The sequence below is a fragment of the Dietzia cercidiphylli genome (genome assembly GCF_014145145.1).
GTDB classification, from domain to species: Bacteria; Actinomycetota; Actinomycetes; order Mycobacteriales; family Mycobacteriaceae; genus Dietzia; species Dietzia natronolimnaea.
In genome coordinates this window covers 1-15,884 of sequence record NZ_JAALEA010000150.1, presented here as the reverse complement: position 1 = coordinate 15,884, position 15,884 = coordinate 1, and the positions used below count along the sequence as shown (strand labels likewise).

The 15,884-nt window shown below is 70.8% G+C and carries 13 protein-coding genes, 1 tRNA gene and 1 pseudogene; 10 read left to right on the top strand and 5 right to left on the bottom strand.

The window, feature by feature from the left end; genetic code table 11:
* The 3 genes from G6028_RS06150 to G6028_RS18025 form a co-directional block, all read right to left on the bottom strand.
* Positions 1 to 744 (bottom strand): protein phosphatase 2C domain-containing protein (locus G6028_RS06150; RefSeq protein ID WP_182658342.1); only part of this gene is annotated, 744 nt, incomplete at its 3' end.
* Complete coding sequence (locus G6028_RS06145; protein ID WP_107747200.1) at positions 741 to 1,199, bottom strand: FHA domain-containing protein FhaB/FipA; 459 nt, start codon at positions 1,197 to 1,199, stop codon at positions 741 to 743. The genes G6028_RS06150 and G6028_RS06145, both read right to left, overlap by 4 nt.
* A gap of 87 nt (positions 1,200 to 1,286) precedes the next feature.
* Complete coding sequence (locus G6028_RS18025) at positions 1,287 to 2,165, bottom strand: DUF3662 and FHA domain-containing protein (RefSeq protein ID WP_179524037.1); 879 nt, start codon at positions 2,163 to 2,165, stop codon at positions 1,287 to 1,289.
* A gap of 189 nt (positions 2,166 to 2,354) precedes the next feature.
* Here G6028_RS18025 and G6028_RS06135 point away from each other — a divergent pair.
* From G6028_RS06135 to pntB, 3 genes are all read left to right on the top strand, one after another.
* Positions 2,355 to 2,440 (top strand) — tRNA-Leu (locus G6028_RS06135).
* Between the two features lie 420 nt (positions 2,441 to 2,860).
* Positions 2,861 to 4,444, top strand: a complete 1,584-nt coding sequence (locus G6028_RS06130; RefSeq protein WP_182615856.1) for a Re/Si-specific NAD(P)(+) transhydrogenase subunit alpha — start codon at positions 2,861 to 2,863, stop codon at positions 4,442 to 4,444.
* Positions 4,445 to 4,448: 4 nt separating this feature from the next.
* Entirely contained in the window at positions 4,449 to 5,873 is a 1,425-nt protein-coding gene (gene pntB, locus G6028_RS06125; RefSeq protein ID WP_179524038.1) for a Re/Si-specific NAD(P)(+) transhydrogenase subunit beta, read from the top strand.
* Positions 5,874 to 5,967: 94 nt separating this feature from the next.
* Here the strand turns inward: pntB and G6028_RS06120 are convergent, their stop codons facing one another.
* The gene (locus G6028_RS06120; protein WP_182658341.1) at positions 5,968 to 7,323 is read right to left on the bottom strand and encodes an ammonium transporter; all 1,356 of its coding nucleotides are present in this window, start codon (positions 7,321 to 7,323) and stop codon (positions 5,968 to 5,970) included.
* Between the two features lie 404 nt (positions 7,324 to 7,727).
* Between G6028_RS06120 and glnT the strand changes: the two genes are divergently transcribed.
* The 7 genes from glnT (at position 7,728) to G6028_RS06085 (ending at position 15,694) form a co-directional block, all read left to right on the top strand.
* Positions 7,728 to 9,020 carry a type III glutamate--ammonia ligase gene (glnT, locus tag G6028_RS06115; RefSeq protein WP_241730584.1) on the top strand — a complete coding sequence of 431 codons (1,293 nt, stop codon included), beginning with the start codon at positions 7,728 to 7,730 and terminating at the stop codon, positions 9,018 to 9,020.
* Between the two features lie 66 nt (positions 9,021 to 9,086).
* Positions 9,087 to 9,983: a class II glutamine amidotransferase domain-containing protein gene (locus tag G6028_RS06110; RefSeq protein ID WP_182658339.1), complete on the top strand. Its 897-nt coding sequence runs from the start codon at positions 9,087 to 9,089 to the stop codon at positions 9,981 to 9,983.
* Positions 9,984 to 10,033: 50 nt separating this feature from the next.
* Positions 10,034 to 10,783 (top strand): GltB/FmdC/FwdC-like GXGXG domain-containing protein, encoded by a 750-nt coding sequence (locus G6028_RS06105; protein ID WP_182658338.1) that lies wholly within the window; start codon positions 10,034 to 10,036, stop codon positions 10,781 to 10,783.
* Positions 10,784 to 10,816: 33 nt separating this feature from the next.
* Complete coding sequence (locus G6028_RS06100) at positions 10,817 to 12,199, top strand: FMN-binding glutamate synthase family protein (protein WP_241730583.1); 1,383 nt, start codon at positions 10,817 to 10,819, stop codon at positions 12,197 to 12,199.
* A 96-nt stretch (positions 12,200 to 12,295) separates the two neighbouring features.
* On the top strand, positions 12,296 to 12,952 hold the full coding sequence (locus G6028_RS06095; protein WP_182658344.1) for a helix-turn-helix domain-containing protein: 657 nt from the start codon (positions 12,296 to 12,298) through the stop codon (positions 12,950 to 12,952).
* A 193-nt stretch (positions 12,953 to 13,145) separates the two neighbouring features.
* Positions 13,146 to 14,402: an allantoate amidohydrolase gene (locus G6028_RS06090; protein ID WP_182658337.1), complete on the top strand. Its 1,257-nt coding sequence runs from the start codon at positions 13,146 to 13,148 to the stop codon at positions 14,400 to 14,402.
* A gap of 29 nt (positions 14,403 to 14,431) precedes the next feature.
* Entirely contained in the window at positions 14,432 to 15,694 is a 1,263-nt protein-coding gene (locus G6028_RS06085; protein ID WP_241730582.1) for an NAD(P)/FAD-dependent oxidoreductase, read from the top strand.
* A 4-nt stretch (positions 15,695 to 15,698) separates the two neighbouring features.
* On the opposite strand, the pseudogene G6028_RS06080 reads toward G6028_RS06085, so the two are convergent.
* Positions 15,699 to 15,884, bottom strand: a pseudogene (locus G6028_RS06080) (phenazine biosynthesis protein PhzF); the annotation flags it as partial.

Here is a 15,884-nt window from a genome sequence, read left to right as displayed (position 1 = left end):
GACCACGGGCACGACCGTGCCGCCGCGGGGGGAGTCCACGACGTCCGCCACCACGACCGTGACGTTGTCGGGGCCACCGGACCGCAGCGCGAGCTGGACGAGCCGCTCGGCGGCGGCGTCGGCGGACCCGGTCCCGAGGGTCTCGGCGATGGTCTCGGCGCTCACCGGGTCGGACAGGCCGTCCGAGCACAGCAGGTAGCGGTCGCCGACCCGTGCCTCCCGGACGGCGGTGGTGGGCTCGACGGGATCTCCGGTGAGCGCCTTGAGGATGAGCGAGCGCCGCGGGTGCACGTGCGCTTCCTCGGCGGTGAGCTCGCCGCGGTCGACGAGCGACTGGACGAAGGTGTCGTCCTTGGTGATCTGCGTGAGGACGTCGTCGCGGAGCAGGTAGGCGCGCGAGTCGCCGACGTGGAGCAGTCCCATGCGCCGGCCGTCGAAGAGCAGGGCGGTGAGGGTGCAGCCCATGCCCTCGGCCTCGGGATGCGCCTCGACGTGCGCGGCGATCGCCTGGTTGCCCTCGTGCATTGCCCGGCTGAGCGCGCCGGCGAGGTCCGACCCCGGTTGGTCCTCGTCGAGCTTGGCCAGGGTCGCGACCATGATCTGGCTGGCCAACTCGCCCGCGGCGTGGCCACCCATGCCGTCGGCCAGCACGAGGACCCGGGGCGCGGCGTACGCGGAGTCCTCGTTGTTGTCCCGCACCATCCCCGTGTGGGAGCGGGCGGCGTAACTGAGCGCGGGGGTCACGCGCGCAGCTCGATCACGGTCTTGCCGATCCGGATCGGCGTGCCGGCGGCCACCTTGACCGGGGTCGTCACCCGCGTCCTGTCCAGATAGGTGCCGTTGGTCGAACCGAGGTCCTCCAGGAACCAGTCCGGCCCGTGGGGCGACAGCCTGGCGTGTTGGTTGGATGCGTAGTCGTCGTCGATCACCAGGGTGCACGAGTCGGCCCGGCCGAGCAGGACCGGCTGTTCGGACAGCGTGATGCGCGTCCCGGCGAGGGCGCCCTGGGTGACGACGAGGTGGCGGATCGCCTTGGTGCCGCGGCCGAGGAAGCCGCCCCGGCGCTCACCCTGGCCGCCCGACCGCATCCCGACGTTGCCGAAGACGTCGGTCTTCAGCGCCCGCAGGACGAGGTAGATGAACAGCCACAACAGCACCAGGAGGAGGCCACGCGAGAGTTGTAGGACGAGTCCCTGCACGAGTTCGGTCCTCCCCTCTCCGGTCAGGTCACCTCGGGCAACGTGTGATCGCCCCTGGAGGTTCCCGGGGGTCCATGCCTGTCGAGGCTAGTCGAACCGGACGGTTATCTCCGAGTGTCCGACGCGGATGACGTCGCCGTCCGCCAGCTGCCAGTCCTGCACCGGGCCCTCGTTGACCGTGGTCCCGTTGGTGGAGCCGAGGTCGGTGAGGACCGCCTCGCGGCCGTCGAACCGGATGTCCGCGTGCTGCCGGGACACCCCGGTGTCCGGGAGGCGGAAGGCCGCGTCCTGGCCGCGTCCGAGCAGGTTGGACCCGCGCTGGAGGCGGAAGGTGCGCCCGGAACCGTCCTCGAGGTGCAGCGTCACCGTGAGCGAGGCGCGACCCTGGGTGATCTGCGTGGGGGCGTCGGACGGACCACCCCAGCCGGTGTTCTGGCCGGCGGACCCGGACCGCGTGGCGACGGGGTAGTTGGAGGCGGGTGCCTGCATGGGGTTCTTCTCCTGACTGGCGCTCGGCGACGCGGGGGACGGCGACGACGGAGCCGGATGGCCCGGTGCCGGTGCCGGCGCGGCGGCCGAGATGTGGAACGGGACGGCGTCGGGGTCCACGACCCCGTTGATCCGCATCTGCCCGGTGTGGAGGTCGTCGCGTTCGACGAAGGTGACGGTGACGGGGCCGTAGGTCTCCCACCCCTGCTCGGCGATGTGGTCCGAGAGGTGGCGCGAGAAGGTCTTGACGGCCAGGGCCTCGTCCTCCGTGAAGGACGCGTAGTCCGACCGGGCGAGGGTGATGGTGTAGCTGTTGGAGACCAGCAGGTGACCGTCGACCACCTTGAGAGAGGCCTCGGACTGCTTCCGCAGCTGCGCCTCCACCTCGGCCGCCACCACCTTGCCGCCGAAGAGACGGGCGAAGGCGTCCCCGACCGCGCCCTGGAGTGTGCGTTCGAACTTGCCGACGATTCCCACGAGCGCCTCCTCTTCCCTGGTACGTGTCCGGACGTCCGGCCGCCGCGCGTGTCGGCGGCATCCGGTCGATCATAGAGGCGGGGGCGGCCCGAAGCACGTGTCCCGCATCCCCGGAGGTCGCGGGGTGAGGCTCCACCAGCGGATTGGTACGGCCGGTGTGGCGCGTGTTAACGTATTCGGGCGTTACTCGGGCGAGTGGCGGAATGGCAGACGCGCTGGCTTCAGGTGCCAGTGTCCTTCGGGACGTGGGGGTTCAAGTCCCCCTTCGCCCACCAGCCGAGTGCAGCCGAGGGTGCACCCGTGAGCCGGCCGAGAGGCCGGCTCTTCGCATTTCGGGCCGGGGAGTGGGGCGCGGGCGTTGCACACGTCACCTGAATCGGGTTCAATAATCGGCGTGACGTAGGCTCACGCGGAAGTTCTCCCGGAGGTCGGCGCCACCATGCCGACGGACCGGAGAGCAACGTCCTCATGGTGGACGGAGCAGAGATCACCCTCTCGCCCGCGCCACCCGTGAGCCCGCATCCCACAGCTCGGATCCCCATCGGTGCCCGACGCGATCAGCGGACGATCCCACCCCGGGTCCCGAACACGATGTAATGAACGGACATTGTCTGGGTCGGTGCACGCGCGTCGGCTCTCCACAACGCTGTCGAAGGAACCCCCACATGGCCTCGAGCCTCGAAGAGATCCCCGATATGACCCCGGAGACCGACATCCGGGACACCGCGGACGCCCCCTCGGTGATCGGCGTGGTCGCCGAGTCCGATCCCGCGGAGAGGCGGGTGGCCGCCACCCCGGCGACCGTCGCCAAGCTGATCGGCCTGGGGTACCGGGTCGTGGTGGAGAACGGGGCGGGAACGCGCGCCGAATTCTCGGACGCGGCCTACGCCGAGTCGGGTGCCGACCTGGTGGAGGGTGACGAGGCCTGGTCGAGCGACGTCGTGTTGAAGGTCGCGGTGCCCACGGAGTCCGAGGTGGCCCGGATGCGGTCCGGTGCGACCCTCGTGGGACTCCTGGCGCCCGCCCAGAACGAGCGGTTGCTGTCCGTCCTGGCCGAGCGCGGGGTCACCGCACTGGCGATGGACGCGGTCCCGCGGATCTCCCGGGCCCAGTCGATGGACGTGCTCAGCTCCATGGCCAACATCGCCGGCTACCGCGCCGTGATCGAGGCCGCCCACCACTTCGGCCGGTTCTTCACCGGACAGGTCACCGCGGCGGGCAAGGTCCCGCCGGCCAAGGTGCTGGTGGCCGGGGCTGGGGTCGCCGGTCTGGCGGCGATCGGTGCGGCCAGCAGCCTCGGGGCGATCGTCCGCGCCACCGATCCGCGGCCCGAGGTGGCCGACCAGGTGGGGTCGATCGGCGGCGAATACCTGCCCGTCGAGGTCCCGGACGAGGAGAAGGTCGTCTCCACGGACGGCTACGCCAAGGCCACCAGCGAGGCCTACGACCGCGCCGCCGCGGCCCTGTACTCGGCCCAGGCGGCCGACGTGGACATTGTCATCACCACCGCGCTGATCCCGGGCCGGGCGGCCCCGCGCCTGCTCACCGCCGCGGATGTGGCGTCGATGAAGCGCGGCTCGGTCATCGTGGACATGGCCGCCGCCCAGGGCGGCAACGTCGAGGGCAGCGTCGCCGACGAGGTCGTGGTGACCGAGAACGGCGTGACGATCATCGGGTACACCGATCTCGCCGGGCGCCTGCCCGCACAGGCATCGCAGTTGTACGGCACCAACCTGGTCAACCTCACCAAGCTCGTCACCCCGGAGAAGGACGGTCGGTGGGCGCTGGATCTGGACGACGTCGTCCAACGCGGGGTGACCGTGGCCAAGGGCGGCGAGGTCATGTGGCCGCCCCCGCCGGTTCAGGTCAGCGCCGCCCCCGCGGCGGCGGCTGCCGCTCCGCTCGAGCCGCGCGCGGAGAAGAAGAAGATGTCTCCCGGCGCCAGGCTCGGACTGATCGCCGTGGGCATGGCGGTGCTACTCCTGCTCACGGCCGTCGCGCCGGGTGACATCCCGCGCCACATCACCGTGTTCGTCCTGGCGATCGTGATCGGCTACTACGTGATCGGCAACGTCCACCACGCGCTGCACACACCGCTCATGTCGGTGACCAACGCGATCTCCGGTGTGATCGTCGTGGGCGCGCTCCTGCAGATCGGGATCGACAACACCGCCGGCCTGGTCCTGGCCACCATCGCGATCCTCGTCGCGTCCATCAACGTCTTCGGCGGCTTCGCCGTGACGCGCCGCATGCTCGGCATGTTCTCGAAGGGAGCCTGAGTAGATGTCACTCGTGACCGCCGCCAACGCGGCCTACCTCGTCGCCGCGCTGCTGTTCATCATGTCCCTGGCCGGCCTGTCCAAGCACGAGACCGCCCGTCGGGGCCTGAGCTTCGGCATCGCCGGCATGGCGCTGGCGCTCCTGGCCACCGTCGCGCTGGTGATCGACCACCAGCCCGCCACCATCGGGATCGTCCTCATGGTGGTGGCGGTGCTGATCGGCGCGACCCTCGGGCTGCTGCGCGCCCGCCGGGTGCAGATGACCGAGATGCCCGAGCTGATCGCCCTGCTCCACTCCTTCGTGGGCCTGGCCGCGGTGCTGGTGGGCTGGAACGGTTACCTCGAGCCCGAACTGCACGGTGAGCTCACCGGCTCGCTGCTGGACATCCACCACGCGGAGGTGTTCATCGGCGTGTTCATCGGCGCCATCACCTTCACCGGCTCGATCGTGGCCTACCTCAAGCTCTCGGGGAAGATGAAGTCCGCGCCGCTGGTGCTGCCGGGCAAGAACCTCATCAACGCCGGGATCCTGGTGGCGTTCATCGCGCTCACCGCGGCGTTCGTCATCAGCCCGGCACTGTGGATGCTCGCGCTGGTCACGGTGCTGGCGCTGGCCCTGGGCTGGCACCTCGTGGCAAGCATCGGCGGCGGCGACATGCCGGTCGTGGTCTCGATGCTCAACTCGTACTCCGGGTGGGCCGCCGCCGCGACGGGCTTCCTGCTCGGCAACGACCTGCTCATCGTCACCGGCGCACTGGTCGGCTCGTCGGGCGCCTACCTGTCCTACATCATGTGCAAGGCCATGAACCGGTCGTTCTTCTCCGTCATCCTGGGGGGCTTCGGCATCGAGGCCGCCTCGGGCGAGGGCAAGGACCACGGGGAGCACAGCGAGATCGACGTCGCCGGCGCCGCCGAGCTGCTGGCGGGCGCCTCGAAGGTGATCATCGCCCCGGGCTACGGCATGGCCGTGGCGCAGGCGCAGTACCCCGTCGCAGATCTCACCCGCACCCTGCGCGAGCGGGGCGTCGACGTCCGCTTCGCCGTGCACCCCGTCGCCGGTCGTCTGCCCGGGCACATGAACGTGCTGCTCGCCGAGGCCAAGGTGCCGTACGACATCGTGTTCGAGCTCGACGAGATCAACGACGACTTCGCCGACACCGACGTGGTCCTGGTGATCGGCGCCAACGACACCGTCAACCCGGACGCCGCCGAGGACCCGGGCAGCCCGATCGCCGGCATGCCCGTGCTCCACGTGTGGGAGGCCGCCGATGTGGTCGTGTTCAAGCGGTCCATGGCCGCCGGATACGCCGGCGTGCAGAACCCGTTGTTCTTCCGCGACAACACGCAGATGCTGTTCGGCGACGCCAAGGACCGTGTCGACGACATCCTGGGCGCGCTCAAGGAGCAGCCGGTCGGGGTGGGCCGCTAGAACCGGCCGGATAACCCGGTACGACGACGAGGAGGCGGTCCCACGCGGGACCGCCTCCTCGTCACTGTTCGGGTGGAACGGTCGATCAGGTTGACTAGGTCGAGGAGGTGGGCGGGGCCGCGGTGGCCGCCTCCGGCTCCTCTTTCCCTGTGACGACCACGGCGTCGGTGCCGAGCCCATCGCCCTCGAGGGCGTCCTGGAAGTAGGCCATCTCGCGGTGGTAGGCCTTGTCCAGGCCCTCCCGCTCGTCCTCCTCGGTGACCCGCAGGCCCATCGTCTTGTCCAGGACGAAGGCGATGAGCAGCGTGACGGTGAAGGAGTAGGCCAGCACCGCCGCCGTGGCCAGGGCCTGGGCCCCGAGCTGCCCGAACCCGCCGCCGAACAGCAGTCCGGCCTCGCCGACGGGGGAGGCGGGATCGGCGATCACACCGATGAGCAGCGTGCCGATGATGCCCGCGACCATGTGTAGCCCGGCCACGTCGAGCGAGTCGTCGTAGCCGAGGCGGTACTTCAGGCCCACCGCGTAGTGGCAGACCACGCCGCAGATCAGGCCGATCGCGATGGCACCGAGCGGGCTGACCGCGGCGGCGGCCGGGGTGATGCCCACCAGACCGGCCACGAGCCCGGAGGCCACTCCCAGAGTCGTGGGGTGCTTGGCGCGGACCTGCTCGGTGATCATCCAGGCCAGCGCGCCACACAGTCCGGCGACCACGGTGTTGAGCGCGGCCACCGCAGCCGTGTTGCCCGCGGCGACGGCGGAGCCGGCGTTGAAGCCGATCCAGCCGGCGAACAGCATGCCGGCGCCGAGGAACGTCAGGGGAACGCTGTGCGGTCTGCTGATCGTGGGGAAGCCGGCTCGTCGACCGAGCACGAGCACCAGCGCGAGCGTCGCGACACCGGCGTTGATGTGGATGGCGGTGCCGCCCGCGAGGTCGATGGCCCCCAGGTTGTTGGCGATCCACCCACCCGTGACCGACCCGTCGTCGGAGTCGAAGGCGAACACCCAGTGGGCCACGGGGAAGAACACCAGTACCGGCCACACGATGGCGAAGACCAGCCAGGTGGAGAAGCGCATACGGTCCGCCACCCCGCCGGCCACGAGGGCGACGGTGATCCCCGCGAAGAGCAGGAGGAACCCGGCGAACAGGGCGGGCGGCAGGCCTGGCGTCTCGGGCTCGGCCATGATGCCCCTCAGGCCCAGGTACTCGAGCGGATCGCCCAGCACACCGGCGCCCCCGACCGAGTCGCCGAAGGTCAGCGAGTAGCCGAAGAGGACCCACAGCACGGCCATCACGGCGACCGCGCCGATCGTCATCATCATCATGTTGAGCGTGCTGCGGATGCTGACCATGCCGCCGTAGAACAGGGCCAGGCCGGGGACCATGAAGGCCACCGCGACCATGGCCGCGAGCACCCAGGCGGTGTCGGCCGCCGCTATGGCTACGTCCATGTTTCTCTCTTCTCTGTGAGGCCACTCCCGGGCGGGGCGACGTGGGGACCGTGCGTTTCACAGTGTGATCCGGTGTTGCTTACTGGCAGGTACCGCGATCGTTTCCATTCGGTTACCGCCGCGGGGGCGAACCGCGCCCTGAGTCGAGAACGCAGCGAAGTACGCAGTTAGACGCGGCTTTTCGCCTGCCGAATCCCGTTACATCGCGGTAACCAGCCGCAGGTTTAACAGCAGTACATTATGACCACCACGCAGAAACCCTCGGATCAGGAGACGTCATGACAGTCACCGCAGACCCCTCCGTCGGGGTCGCCGACCGTGCGAACGGCGAGAGCAGGCGGTCGTCGTTCCCGACGCTCGACGCCGCCCGGGAGGCCGAGAGCGCGCCCGGCACCCTCGCCCGGATGGTCGCGGACACCGGGACGCGATTCGTCCTGGCCGTGTTCACCAACCTCCGGGGCAAGCCGTGCGCCAAGCTCGTCCCGGCCTCCGCGGTCGACCAACTGGAGGCCGGGGAGCTGGGCTTCGCCGGGTACGCCGCCGACGCGATCGGCCAACAGCCCAGGGACCCCGACCTCCTCGTCGTCCCCGACCCCCGCTCCTTCACCACCCTCGACTTCATCAAACCCGGACTGGCCCTGGTGCACTGCGACCCCTGGGTGAGCGGGGAGCCGTGGCGCTTCGCGCCGCGCGTCATCCTGGGACGGATGCTCGCGGACGCCGCGACCGACGGTCTCGAGCTCAAGGTCGGGGCGGAGGTCGAGTATTTCCTGGTCCGCAAGAACGCCGACGGGTCGCTGTGCACCGCCGATCCCAAGGACGACGAGTCCCACCCGTGCTACGACGCCCGGGGCGTGACGCGGATGTTCGAGCACCTCGCCGGGGTCTCGGACGCGATGAACGTGCTCGGCTGGGCCAACTACGCCAACGACCACGAGGACGGCAACGGGCAGTTCGAGCAGAACTTCGCCTACGACGAGGCGATGGTCACCGCCGACAGGGTCATGACGCTGCGCTACATCATCTCCATGCTGGCCGAACAGCGGGACATGATCGCCACCTTCATGCCCAAGCCGTTCTCCGACCGCACCGGATCGGGGATGCACCTGCACATGTCCCTCTGGCGCGACGGACACCCGGTGTTCCCCGCGGTCGGCGACGACCGGTACGGACTGGGGCTCTCGCCCACCGCGTACTCGTTCATCGCGGGCGTCCTCACCCACGCCGCCGGCATGCACGCGGTGCTGTGCCCCACCATCAACTCCTACAAACGTATTGGGGCGCGCACGACCGCGTCGGGGGCCACGTGGTCGCCCACCGACGCCACCTACGGCGGCAACGACCGCACCCACTACCTGCGCGTCCCCGACGGCAATCGCGTCGAGCTCCGCGGCGGCGACGGCTCGGCCAACCCCTACCTGGCCGTGGCGGTGCAACTGGCCGCCGGCCTCGACGGCGTGCGGCGGGAACTCGATCCCGGCGTACCGGCCACGGTCGGCGAGGCCACCCACACCCTGCCGCCGACCCTGCTGCACGCCGTGGAGGAGATGGGCCGGGACGACGTCGTCCGCGCCGCGCTGGACATTGGTGGGGACGGGGTGGCCGCGTACTACGCCGACCTCAAACGCGAGGAGTTCATCTCCTGGCACAACACCGTCACCCAGTGGGAGATCGACGAGTACCTGACCGCGCTCTGACGCGTGACCGCGGCCTTCCGGCCGCCCGGTTCCACCCCCTCAACCCGACAACACCAGGAGAACCCCATGTGCGGCATCGTCGGACTCCACCTGCGCGACCCGGAGCTCGAACCACGGCTCGGAGACCTGCTCACCACCATGCTCGGCGAGATGACCGACCGCGGTTCGGACTCGGCCGGCGTCGCCGTCTACGGCAACCCCGACTGGACCCCGGCCGGCTCGGCCACCGTCACCGTGCTGGCCGACGGCGTCGACGCGCCGGCGCTGGCCTCGCGTGTCGGCACCCACCTGGGCTGCGAGGTGTCGGGCCGGGAGCTGGGCGCCACCGTGCTCCTGTCCGCCGGGACCGACCCCGAGACCCTGGCCTCCGCCGTCCGCACGGCCGTTCCGGAGGCGGTCCTGGTGGGCCTGGGCAGCGAGCTCGCCGTCCTCAAGGGCGTCGGCCTGCCACTGGAGCTCGCCGCGGGTTTCGGCCTACCGGGGGCATCCGGATGGCAGGGCGTGGGGCACACCCGCATGGCCACCGAGTCCGCCGTCACCCCGGCCGGATCCCATCCCTTTTCCGTGGGCCCGGACCAGTGCATCGTCCACAACGGCTCCTTCTCCAACCACGCCTCGGTCCGCCGCGAGTTGGCCCGTCGCGACATCCACTGCGACACCCTCAACGACACCGAGGTGGCCGCTCGCTTCGTGGCGGAGCAGATCGCCCGCGGTGCGGAGATCGACCAGGCACTGGCAGAGATGGCCGGCGTCCTCGACGGCTTCTACACCCTCCTGGTGTCCACGGCCGAGGAGTTCGCGGTGGTGCGAGACCCGATCGCCTGCAAGCCCGCAGTGATCGCCGAGACCGACCGCTACGTGGCCATGGCCTCGGAGTACCGGGCGATGGCGCACCTGCCGGGCATCGACCAGGCGCACCTCTACGAGCCCGAGCCGGGCCGCGTGTACCACTGGCGCCGCTGAACCCCCGGCACCACCGCAGCACCGCAGCACCCCACCAGGAAGGAAGAACGATGACCGTCACGCCGGAACAGGCCTTCGCACCGCAGGAGCTCGGACCCCTCGGCGACGCGCCGACCACCGCCCCGCACGTGATCGACGTCCGGGAGACCGGGTTGCGCGAGACCAACCGGATCCTCCAGGACTCCGACGGCACCGGCAGATACCTGCTCACCGGTCCCAGGGGGGCGCACGCGCTCGCGGTCGGCCTGGAGAAGCCGGACGAGGTCGTGATCGACGGCCCCACCGGGTACTACACCGCGGGAATGAACGACGGCGCCCTCGTCACGGTCAACGGGAACGTGGGGGTCGGGGTGGCCGAGAACATGATGTCGGGGACGGTGCGGGTCACCGGGTCGGCCTCCCAGTCGGCCGGGGCGACGGCCCACGGCGGGCTGCTGGTGATCGAGGGGGACGCCGGCGCCCGGTGTGGCATTTCCATGAAGGGGGTGGACATCGTCGTCGGCGGCTCGATCGGCCACATGAGTTGCTTCATGGGCCAGGCCGGGCGCCTGGTCGTCCTGGGCGACGCCGGTGACGCCCTCGGCGATTCCCTCTACGAGGTCCACATCTACGTGCGGGGCCGGGTCGAGTCCCTCGGCGCCGACTGCGTCGAAAAGGAAATGCGGCCCGAGCACCACACCGAGCTCGGGGAGCTGCTCGACCGGGCCGGCGTCACCGGGGTCTCGGCCGGGGAGTTCCGGCGCTACGGCTCCGCTCGCACCCTCTACAGCTTTGACGTGGACAACGCCTCCGCCTACTGACCGCCCCGCCGCCCTCCCCGACAGGAGCCCGACATGCCCTTCGACGGACATACCCGATCCGACCAGGCGTCCCCGCCGCAGATCCGACCCGGAACCGACGACCCGACGTTGCGCGAGTCCGCCACCTTCCCCCGTGCGGTGATCCACGAGATCCAGCGCGCCGCCGCGACGGGGATCTACGACATCCGCGGCTGGGGCGCCAAGCGCAAGGTGCCGCACTTCGACGACCTGCTGTTCCTGGGCGCCTCGATGTCCCGGTACCCGCTGGAGGGCTACCGCGAACGCTGCGACACCGACATCACCCTGGGCACCCGATACGCCTCGAAACCCCTCCACCTGGACATCCCCGTGACCATCGCCGGGATGAGCTTCGGGGCCCTGTCGGCGCAGGCCAAGGAGGCCCTCGGTCGCGGGGCCAGCGCGGCGGGCACCTCCACGACCACCGGCGACGGCGGGATGACCGCGGAGGAGCGCGGCCAGAGCTCGAGGCTCGTCTACCAGTACCTGCCCTCGCGCTACGGGATGAACCCCGTCGACCTGCGCAAGGCCGACGCCATCGAGGTGGTCCTGGGACAGGGCGCCAAGCCCGGTGGCGGCGGCATGCTCCTGGGGCAGAAGATCTCCGACCGGGTGGCGCAGATGCGGACCCTGCCCAAGGGGATCGACCAGCGTTCGGCCTGCCGGCACCCGGACTGGACGGGCCCCGACGACCTCGCCATCAAGATCCTCGAACTTCGCGAGATCACCGGCTGGGAGAAGCCCGTCTACGTCAAGGTCGGGGCCACCCGCACCTACTACGACGTCAAGCTCGCGGTAAAAGCAGGCGCGGACGTGGTCGTGGTGGACGGCATGCAGGGCGGCACCGCGGCCACCCAGGACGTGTTCATCGAGCACGTGGGCATCCCCACCCTCGCCGCGATCCCTCAGGCCGTGCAGGCCCTCCAGGAGATGGACATGCACCGGAAGGTGCAGCTGATCGTCTCCGGCGGGATCCGCTCGGGGGCGGACGTGGCCAAGGCCATGGCCCTGGGCGCGGATGCGGTGGCGATCGGGACGGCGGCGCTGATCGCGCTGGGGGACAACGACCCCCGGTACGAGCAGGAGTACCGCGCACTCGGTTCGGCGGCGGGGTTCTACGACGACTTCCAGGACGGCCGCGACCCGGCCGGGATCTCCACCCAGGATCCGGAGTTGGCGCGACGGTTGGACCCGGAGGCGGCCGGTCGACGACTCGCCAACTACCTGCACGTGCTCACGATGGAGGCGCAGACCATCGCCCGGGCCTGCGGAAAGTCCCACCTGACCCACCTGGAGCCCGACGACCTGGTGGCGTTGACGATGGAGGCCGCCGCGATGGCGCGGGTGCCGTTGGCCGGGACCGACTGGATCCCCGGCCGCGCGGGACGGGAACTGTAGGTGACCGTCGTGTCGGACGACCGGACCGCGACCGGGCCCGCGCCGGCGACGGGTGCCCACTTCCACCGGGACGAGACGATGACTACCGTCGAGGGCATGGGAGTCGGCCGGGATGACGTGCGGAGGGTCGTCCACCAGGCGACGCCGCGCGAGCTCCCGGAGGACGTGCCCACCGGCAACGATCTCGAGCGCATCATCGGTTTCCACGTCCGCAGGCTGCGCCTGGCGGAGGGCCTGGGGGTGGCGGAGATGTCCCAGCGGATCGGCATCTCCAAGGCCATGCTGTCCAAGATCGAGAACGCGCAGACCTCGTGCTCGCTGAACATGCTCGCCAAACTCGCCACCGGACTCGACGTCCCGGTGACCTCGTTGCTCCGCGGCGCGGACACCAGACGTGACGCGGTGTTCACCCCTGACGGGCAGGGCGCGACGATCGTCGGCCGCGGCACCTCGGCGGGCCACGACTACGAGCTGCTCGGTGCGCTGCGGGGGTCCAACAAGCGCATCGAGCCGGTGCTGGTGACCCTGACCGCCGAGTCGGAGGCGCATCCCCGCTTCCAGCACCCGGGCACCGAGCTGCTCTACATGCTCTCCGGCGACATGATCTACCACCATGCCGAGTCCGAGTACCGACTCCGCCCGGGCGACTCGTTGCTCCTCGACGGCGAGGGCGTCCACGGCCCGGTGGCGATGCTCGAGCTACCCATCCGGTTCCTCTCGGTGACCGCCTACCCGGACGGCGTCGACGGCTGACCCGCCCGGTTCCGCGGAGCCGCGGCACCACCACTCACGACACCACCACTCACGACACCACCTCTTCCGGCGCCCCGTTCACGTCGCTTCTCGTCACCAGGCACCCGTTCACCGCGCCCCCGTTCCCCACGCCCCACCGCGGCCGTGGCGCCCCCGTACCGTCCCCACCCTCCCGCACCCCGAGGAGCCCGTCATGACCACATCGGTCACCACCACCGTCACCTCGCTGATGTCCGCGATCGCGGGCGTCGGGACCGACCCGACGAGGGGCGGATACAGCCGCCCCGTCTACTCCGCGGCCGAGGTGGAGCTGCGCGAGTGGTTCCTGGCCGAGGCGGCCGCCCGCGGCCTGGACACCGAGACCGATCGCAACGGGATCATCTGGGCCTGGTGGAATCCGGCCGGCCATCCGCTGGAGGGCGCGGTCGTCACCGGCAGTCACCTGGACTCCGTGCCCGGGGGAGGGGCCTTCGACGGCCCTCTCGGCGTGGCCTCGGCGTTGGTGGCGGTCGACCTCCTGCGGGCCCGGGGTCTGCGGCCGCGGCGGGCGCTGGCCCTCACCGTCTTCCCCGAGGAGGAGGGGTCGAGGTTCGGCCGGGCGTGCCTGGGTTCGCTGCTGCTCACCGGGGCGATGGACCCGGCCACGGCCGCGGGACTGACCGACGACGACGGCACCACCTACGCCGAGCTGTGCGTGGCCAACGGGCTGGATCCGGCGCGCCTGGGGCGTGACGAGGAGGCGCTGCGGCGGATCGGCCGATTCGTGGAACTCCACGTGGAACAGGGCCGAGGTCTGATCGACCTGGGCAACCCGGTGGCGGTGGCCTCGTCGATCATCGGCCACGGGCGCTGGCGGGTGACCTTCACCGGCCAGGGCAACCACGCCGGCACCACGCTGTTGGCGGACCGCCGCGACCCGATGATCCCGGCCTCCCGCACCGTCCTCGACGTCCGCCGGATCTCCCGCGTCTACCGGGGTGCCAGGGCCACCGTAGGGCGGATCGTGCCCACCCCCGGCGGCACCAACGTCATCGCCTCCAGGGTCGACCTCTGGCTGGACGTGCGGCACCCCGACGACGCCGTGACCGCGCGGATCGTCCACGAGATCACGGAGGCGGCCTCGATGGCCGCCGCGCACGAGGGGTGCGAGAGCACGATCGTGCAGGAGTCGCTCAGCGGTTCGGTGTCCTTCGACCCGGTGTTCCGCGACCGACTGCTCGACGACCTGCCCGGCGTCCCCGTCCTGGCCACGGGGGCCGGCCACGACGCGGGTGTGCTGGCCTCGCACGTCCCCACCGCCATGCTGTTCGTCCGCAACCCCTCCGGGGTGTCGCATTCCCCGGAGGAGCACGTGGAGGACGCCGACGCCGAGCGGGGCGCCGAGGCCCTGGCCGACGTCCTGGCCGACCTGCTCACCTGCGATGACACCTCCGCGACCGACGCGTCCTGACCACCACGCACCACGAGAGAGTGATCCCCATGACCGGCACAGCGCACCCGACCGACACAGCGCACCCGACCGACACCGCTCAACGGGCCGACACGCCTCAACGGGCCGACACCGTGAAGTTCCTCGTCATCGGCGGTGGCCTCGAGGGGCTGTCGATCGCCTGGAACCTGACCGAGCGCGGCGAGACCGACGTGCTCGTGGTGGAGAAGGACACCCTGTGTTCCGGGATGACCGGCAAGTCCAGCGGCATCGTCCGCTGCCACTACGGTTCGCCCACCATGGCGGCCCTGAGCTGGCACAGCATCCCGGTGTTCGAGAACGCGACCGAGCTGTTGGGCGACGACATGGCCTTCCGTCAGTGCGGCTACGCCGTGATCGTGGGCGAGGAGAACGTGATCCCGCTCCGGGCGAACGTGGCCATGCAGCAGAGCCTGGGAATCGAAACCGAGATCATCGCCCCGGACCGGATGGCGGAGCTGTGGCCCGGGCTGAACGTCGACGACGTGGCGGCGGCGGCGTGGGAGCCGCGCGGTGGTCGGGGCGAGGCGTACATGACCGGGATGGCCTTCGGCGCCGCCGCCCGCCGGCGTGGGGTCCGCGTGCGCCAGAGCGTCCGCGTCACGGCGCTGGTGCGGGGGCGCGGTGACCGGGTGGTCGGAGCGGAGTTCGCCGACGGCACTACCGTCCACGCCGAGCAGGTGATCCTGGCGACCGGCGTGTGGGCGCCGCAGCTCGGGGCAACCGTCGGCCTGGACATCCCTGTCCGGGCCCAGCGTGCGCAGTTGGTGCTGGTCGATCAGGGTGAACCGGTGCAGCACGTGCCCACCCTGTCGGACCTGGTGGGCCTGCAGTACCTGTGCCGTGAGCCGAACGGGGAGATCCTCGCCGGCAACTCCGACCACCACTCGCCGCAGTACCTCGATCCCGACGGCTACTCGAACCGGGCCGACACCTCGACCGTCGAGAAGGTCGTGGAGCGGCTCATGCACCGCCTGCCCGACATGCCGGACCCCACGATCACCGGCAGCTACGTCGGGGCGTACGACACCACGCCCGACTACAACCCGGTGATCGGCCCCTCGCCGGTAGACGGGCTGTTCCTGGCGGTCGGCTTCTCCGGGCACGGGTTCAAGATGGCGCCCGCGGTCGGTCGGCTGGTCGCGGAGTTGCTGCTCGACGGGACGACGACGATGTCGGGTGTCGACCCGGCGGACTGCCGCTTCTCCCGATTCGCCGAGGGCAGGCCCACCACCAGCCTCAACCCGTACGTGGGCGCGGGAGAGATGCGCTGACCGGTCACCCTGCCGCTGGTCGGCCGGCGTGGATCCGGCCCTCGACGAGGTGGGCGACGTGGCCGGTGACCCAGATACCGGTGCCGGGGGCGTCCTCGCACCCGGCGGTGATGCGCACACGCCCCTCGCGGCCGAGCGCCGTGCCCTGCCGGGCGGTGTAGCGCGGGGGCAGCGTCCCGTTGCCGGTGAG

Coding starts and splice junctions, on each gene's coding strand:
- G6028_RS06105 (WP_182658338.1), top strand. CDS start 10,034: ATGACCGTCACGCCGGAACAGGCCTTCGCACCGCAGGAGCTCGGACCC.
- pntB (WP_179524038.1), top strand. CDS start 4,449: ATGTCACTCGTGACCGCCGCCAACGCGGCCTACCTCGTCGCCGCGCTG.
- glnT (WP_241730584.1), top strand. CDS start 7,728: ATGGTCGCGGACACCGGGACGCGATTCGTCCTGGCCGTGTTCACCAAC.
- G6028_RS06090 (WP_182658337.1), top strand. CDS start 13,146: ATGACCACATCGGTCACCACCACCGTCACCTCGCTGATGTCCGCGATC.
- G6028_RS06100 (WP_241730583.1), top strand. CDS start 10,817: ATGCCCTTCGACGGACATACCCGATCCGACCAGGCGTCCCCGCCGCAG.
- G6028_RS06120 (WP_182658341.1), bottom strand. CDS start 7,323: ATGGACGTAGCCATAGCGGCGGCCGACACCGCCTGGGTGCTCGCGGCC.
- G6028_RS06095 (WP_182658344.1), top strand. CDS start 12,296: ATGGGAGTCGGCCGGGATGACGTGCGGAGGGTCGTCCACCAGGCGACG.
- G6028_RS06085 (WP_241730582.1), top strand. CDS start 14,432: ATGACCGGCACAGCGCACCCGACCGACACAGCGCACCCGACCGACACC.
- G6028_RS06130 (WP_182615856.1), top strand. CDS start 2,861: ATGACCCCGGAGACCGACATCCGGGACACCGCGGACGCCCCCTCGGTG.
- G6028_RS06110 (WP_182658339.1), top strand. CDS start 9,087: ATGTGCGGCATCGTCGGACTCCACCTGCGCGACCCGGAGCTCGAACCA.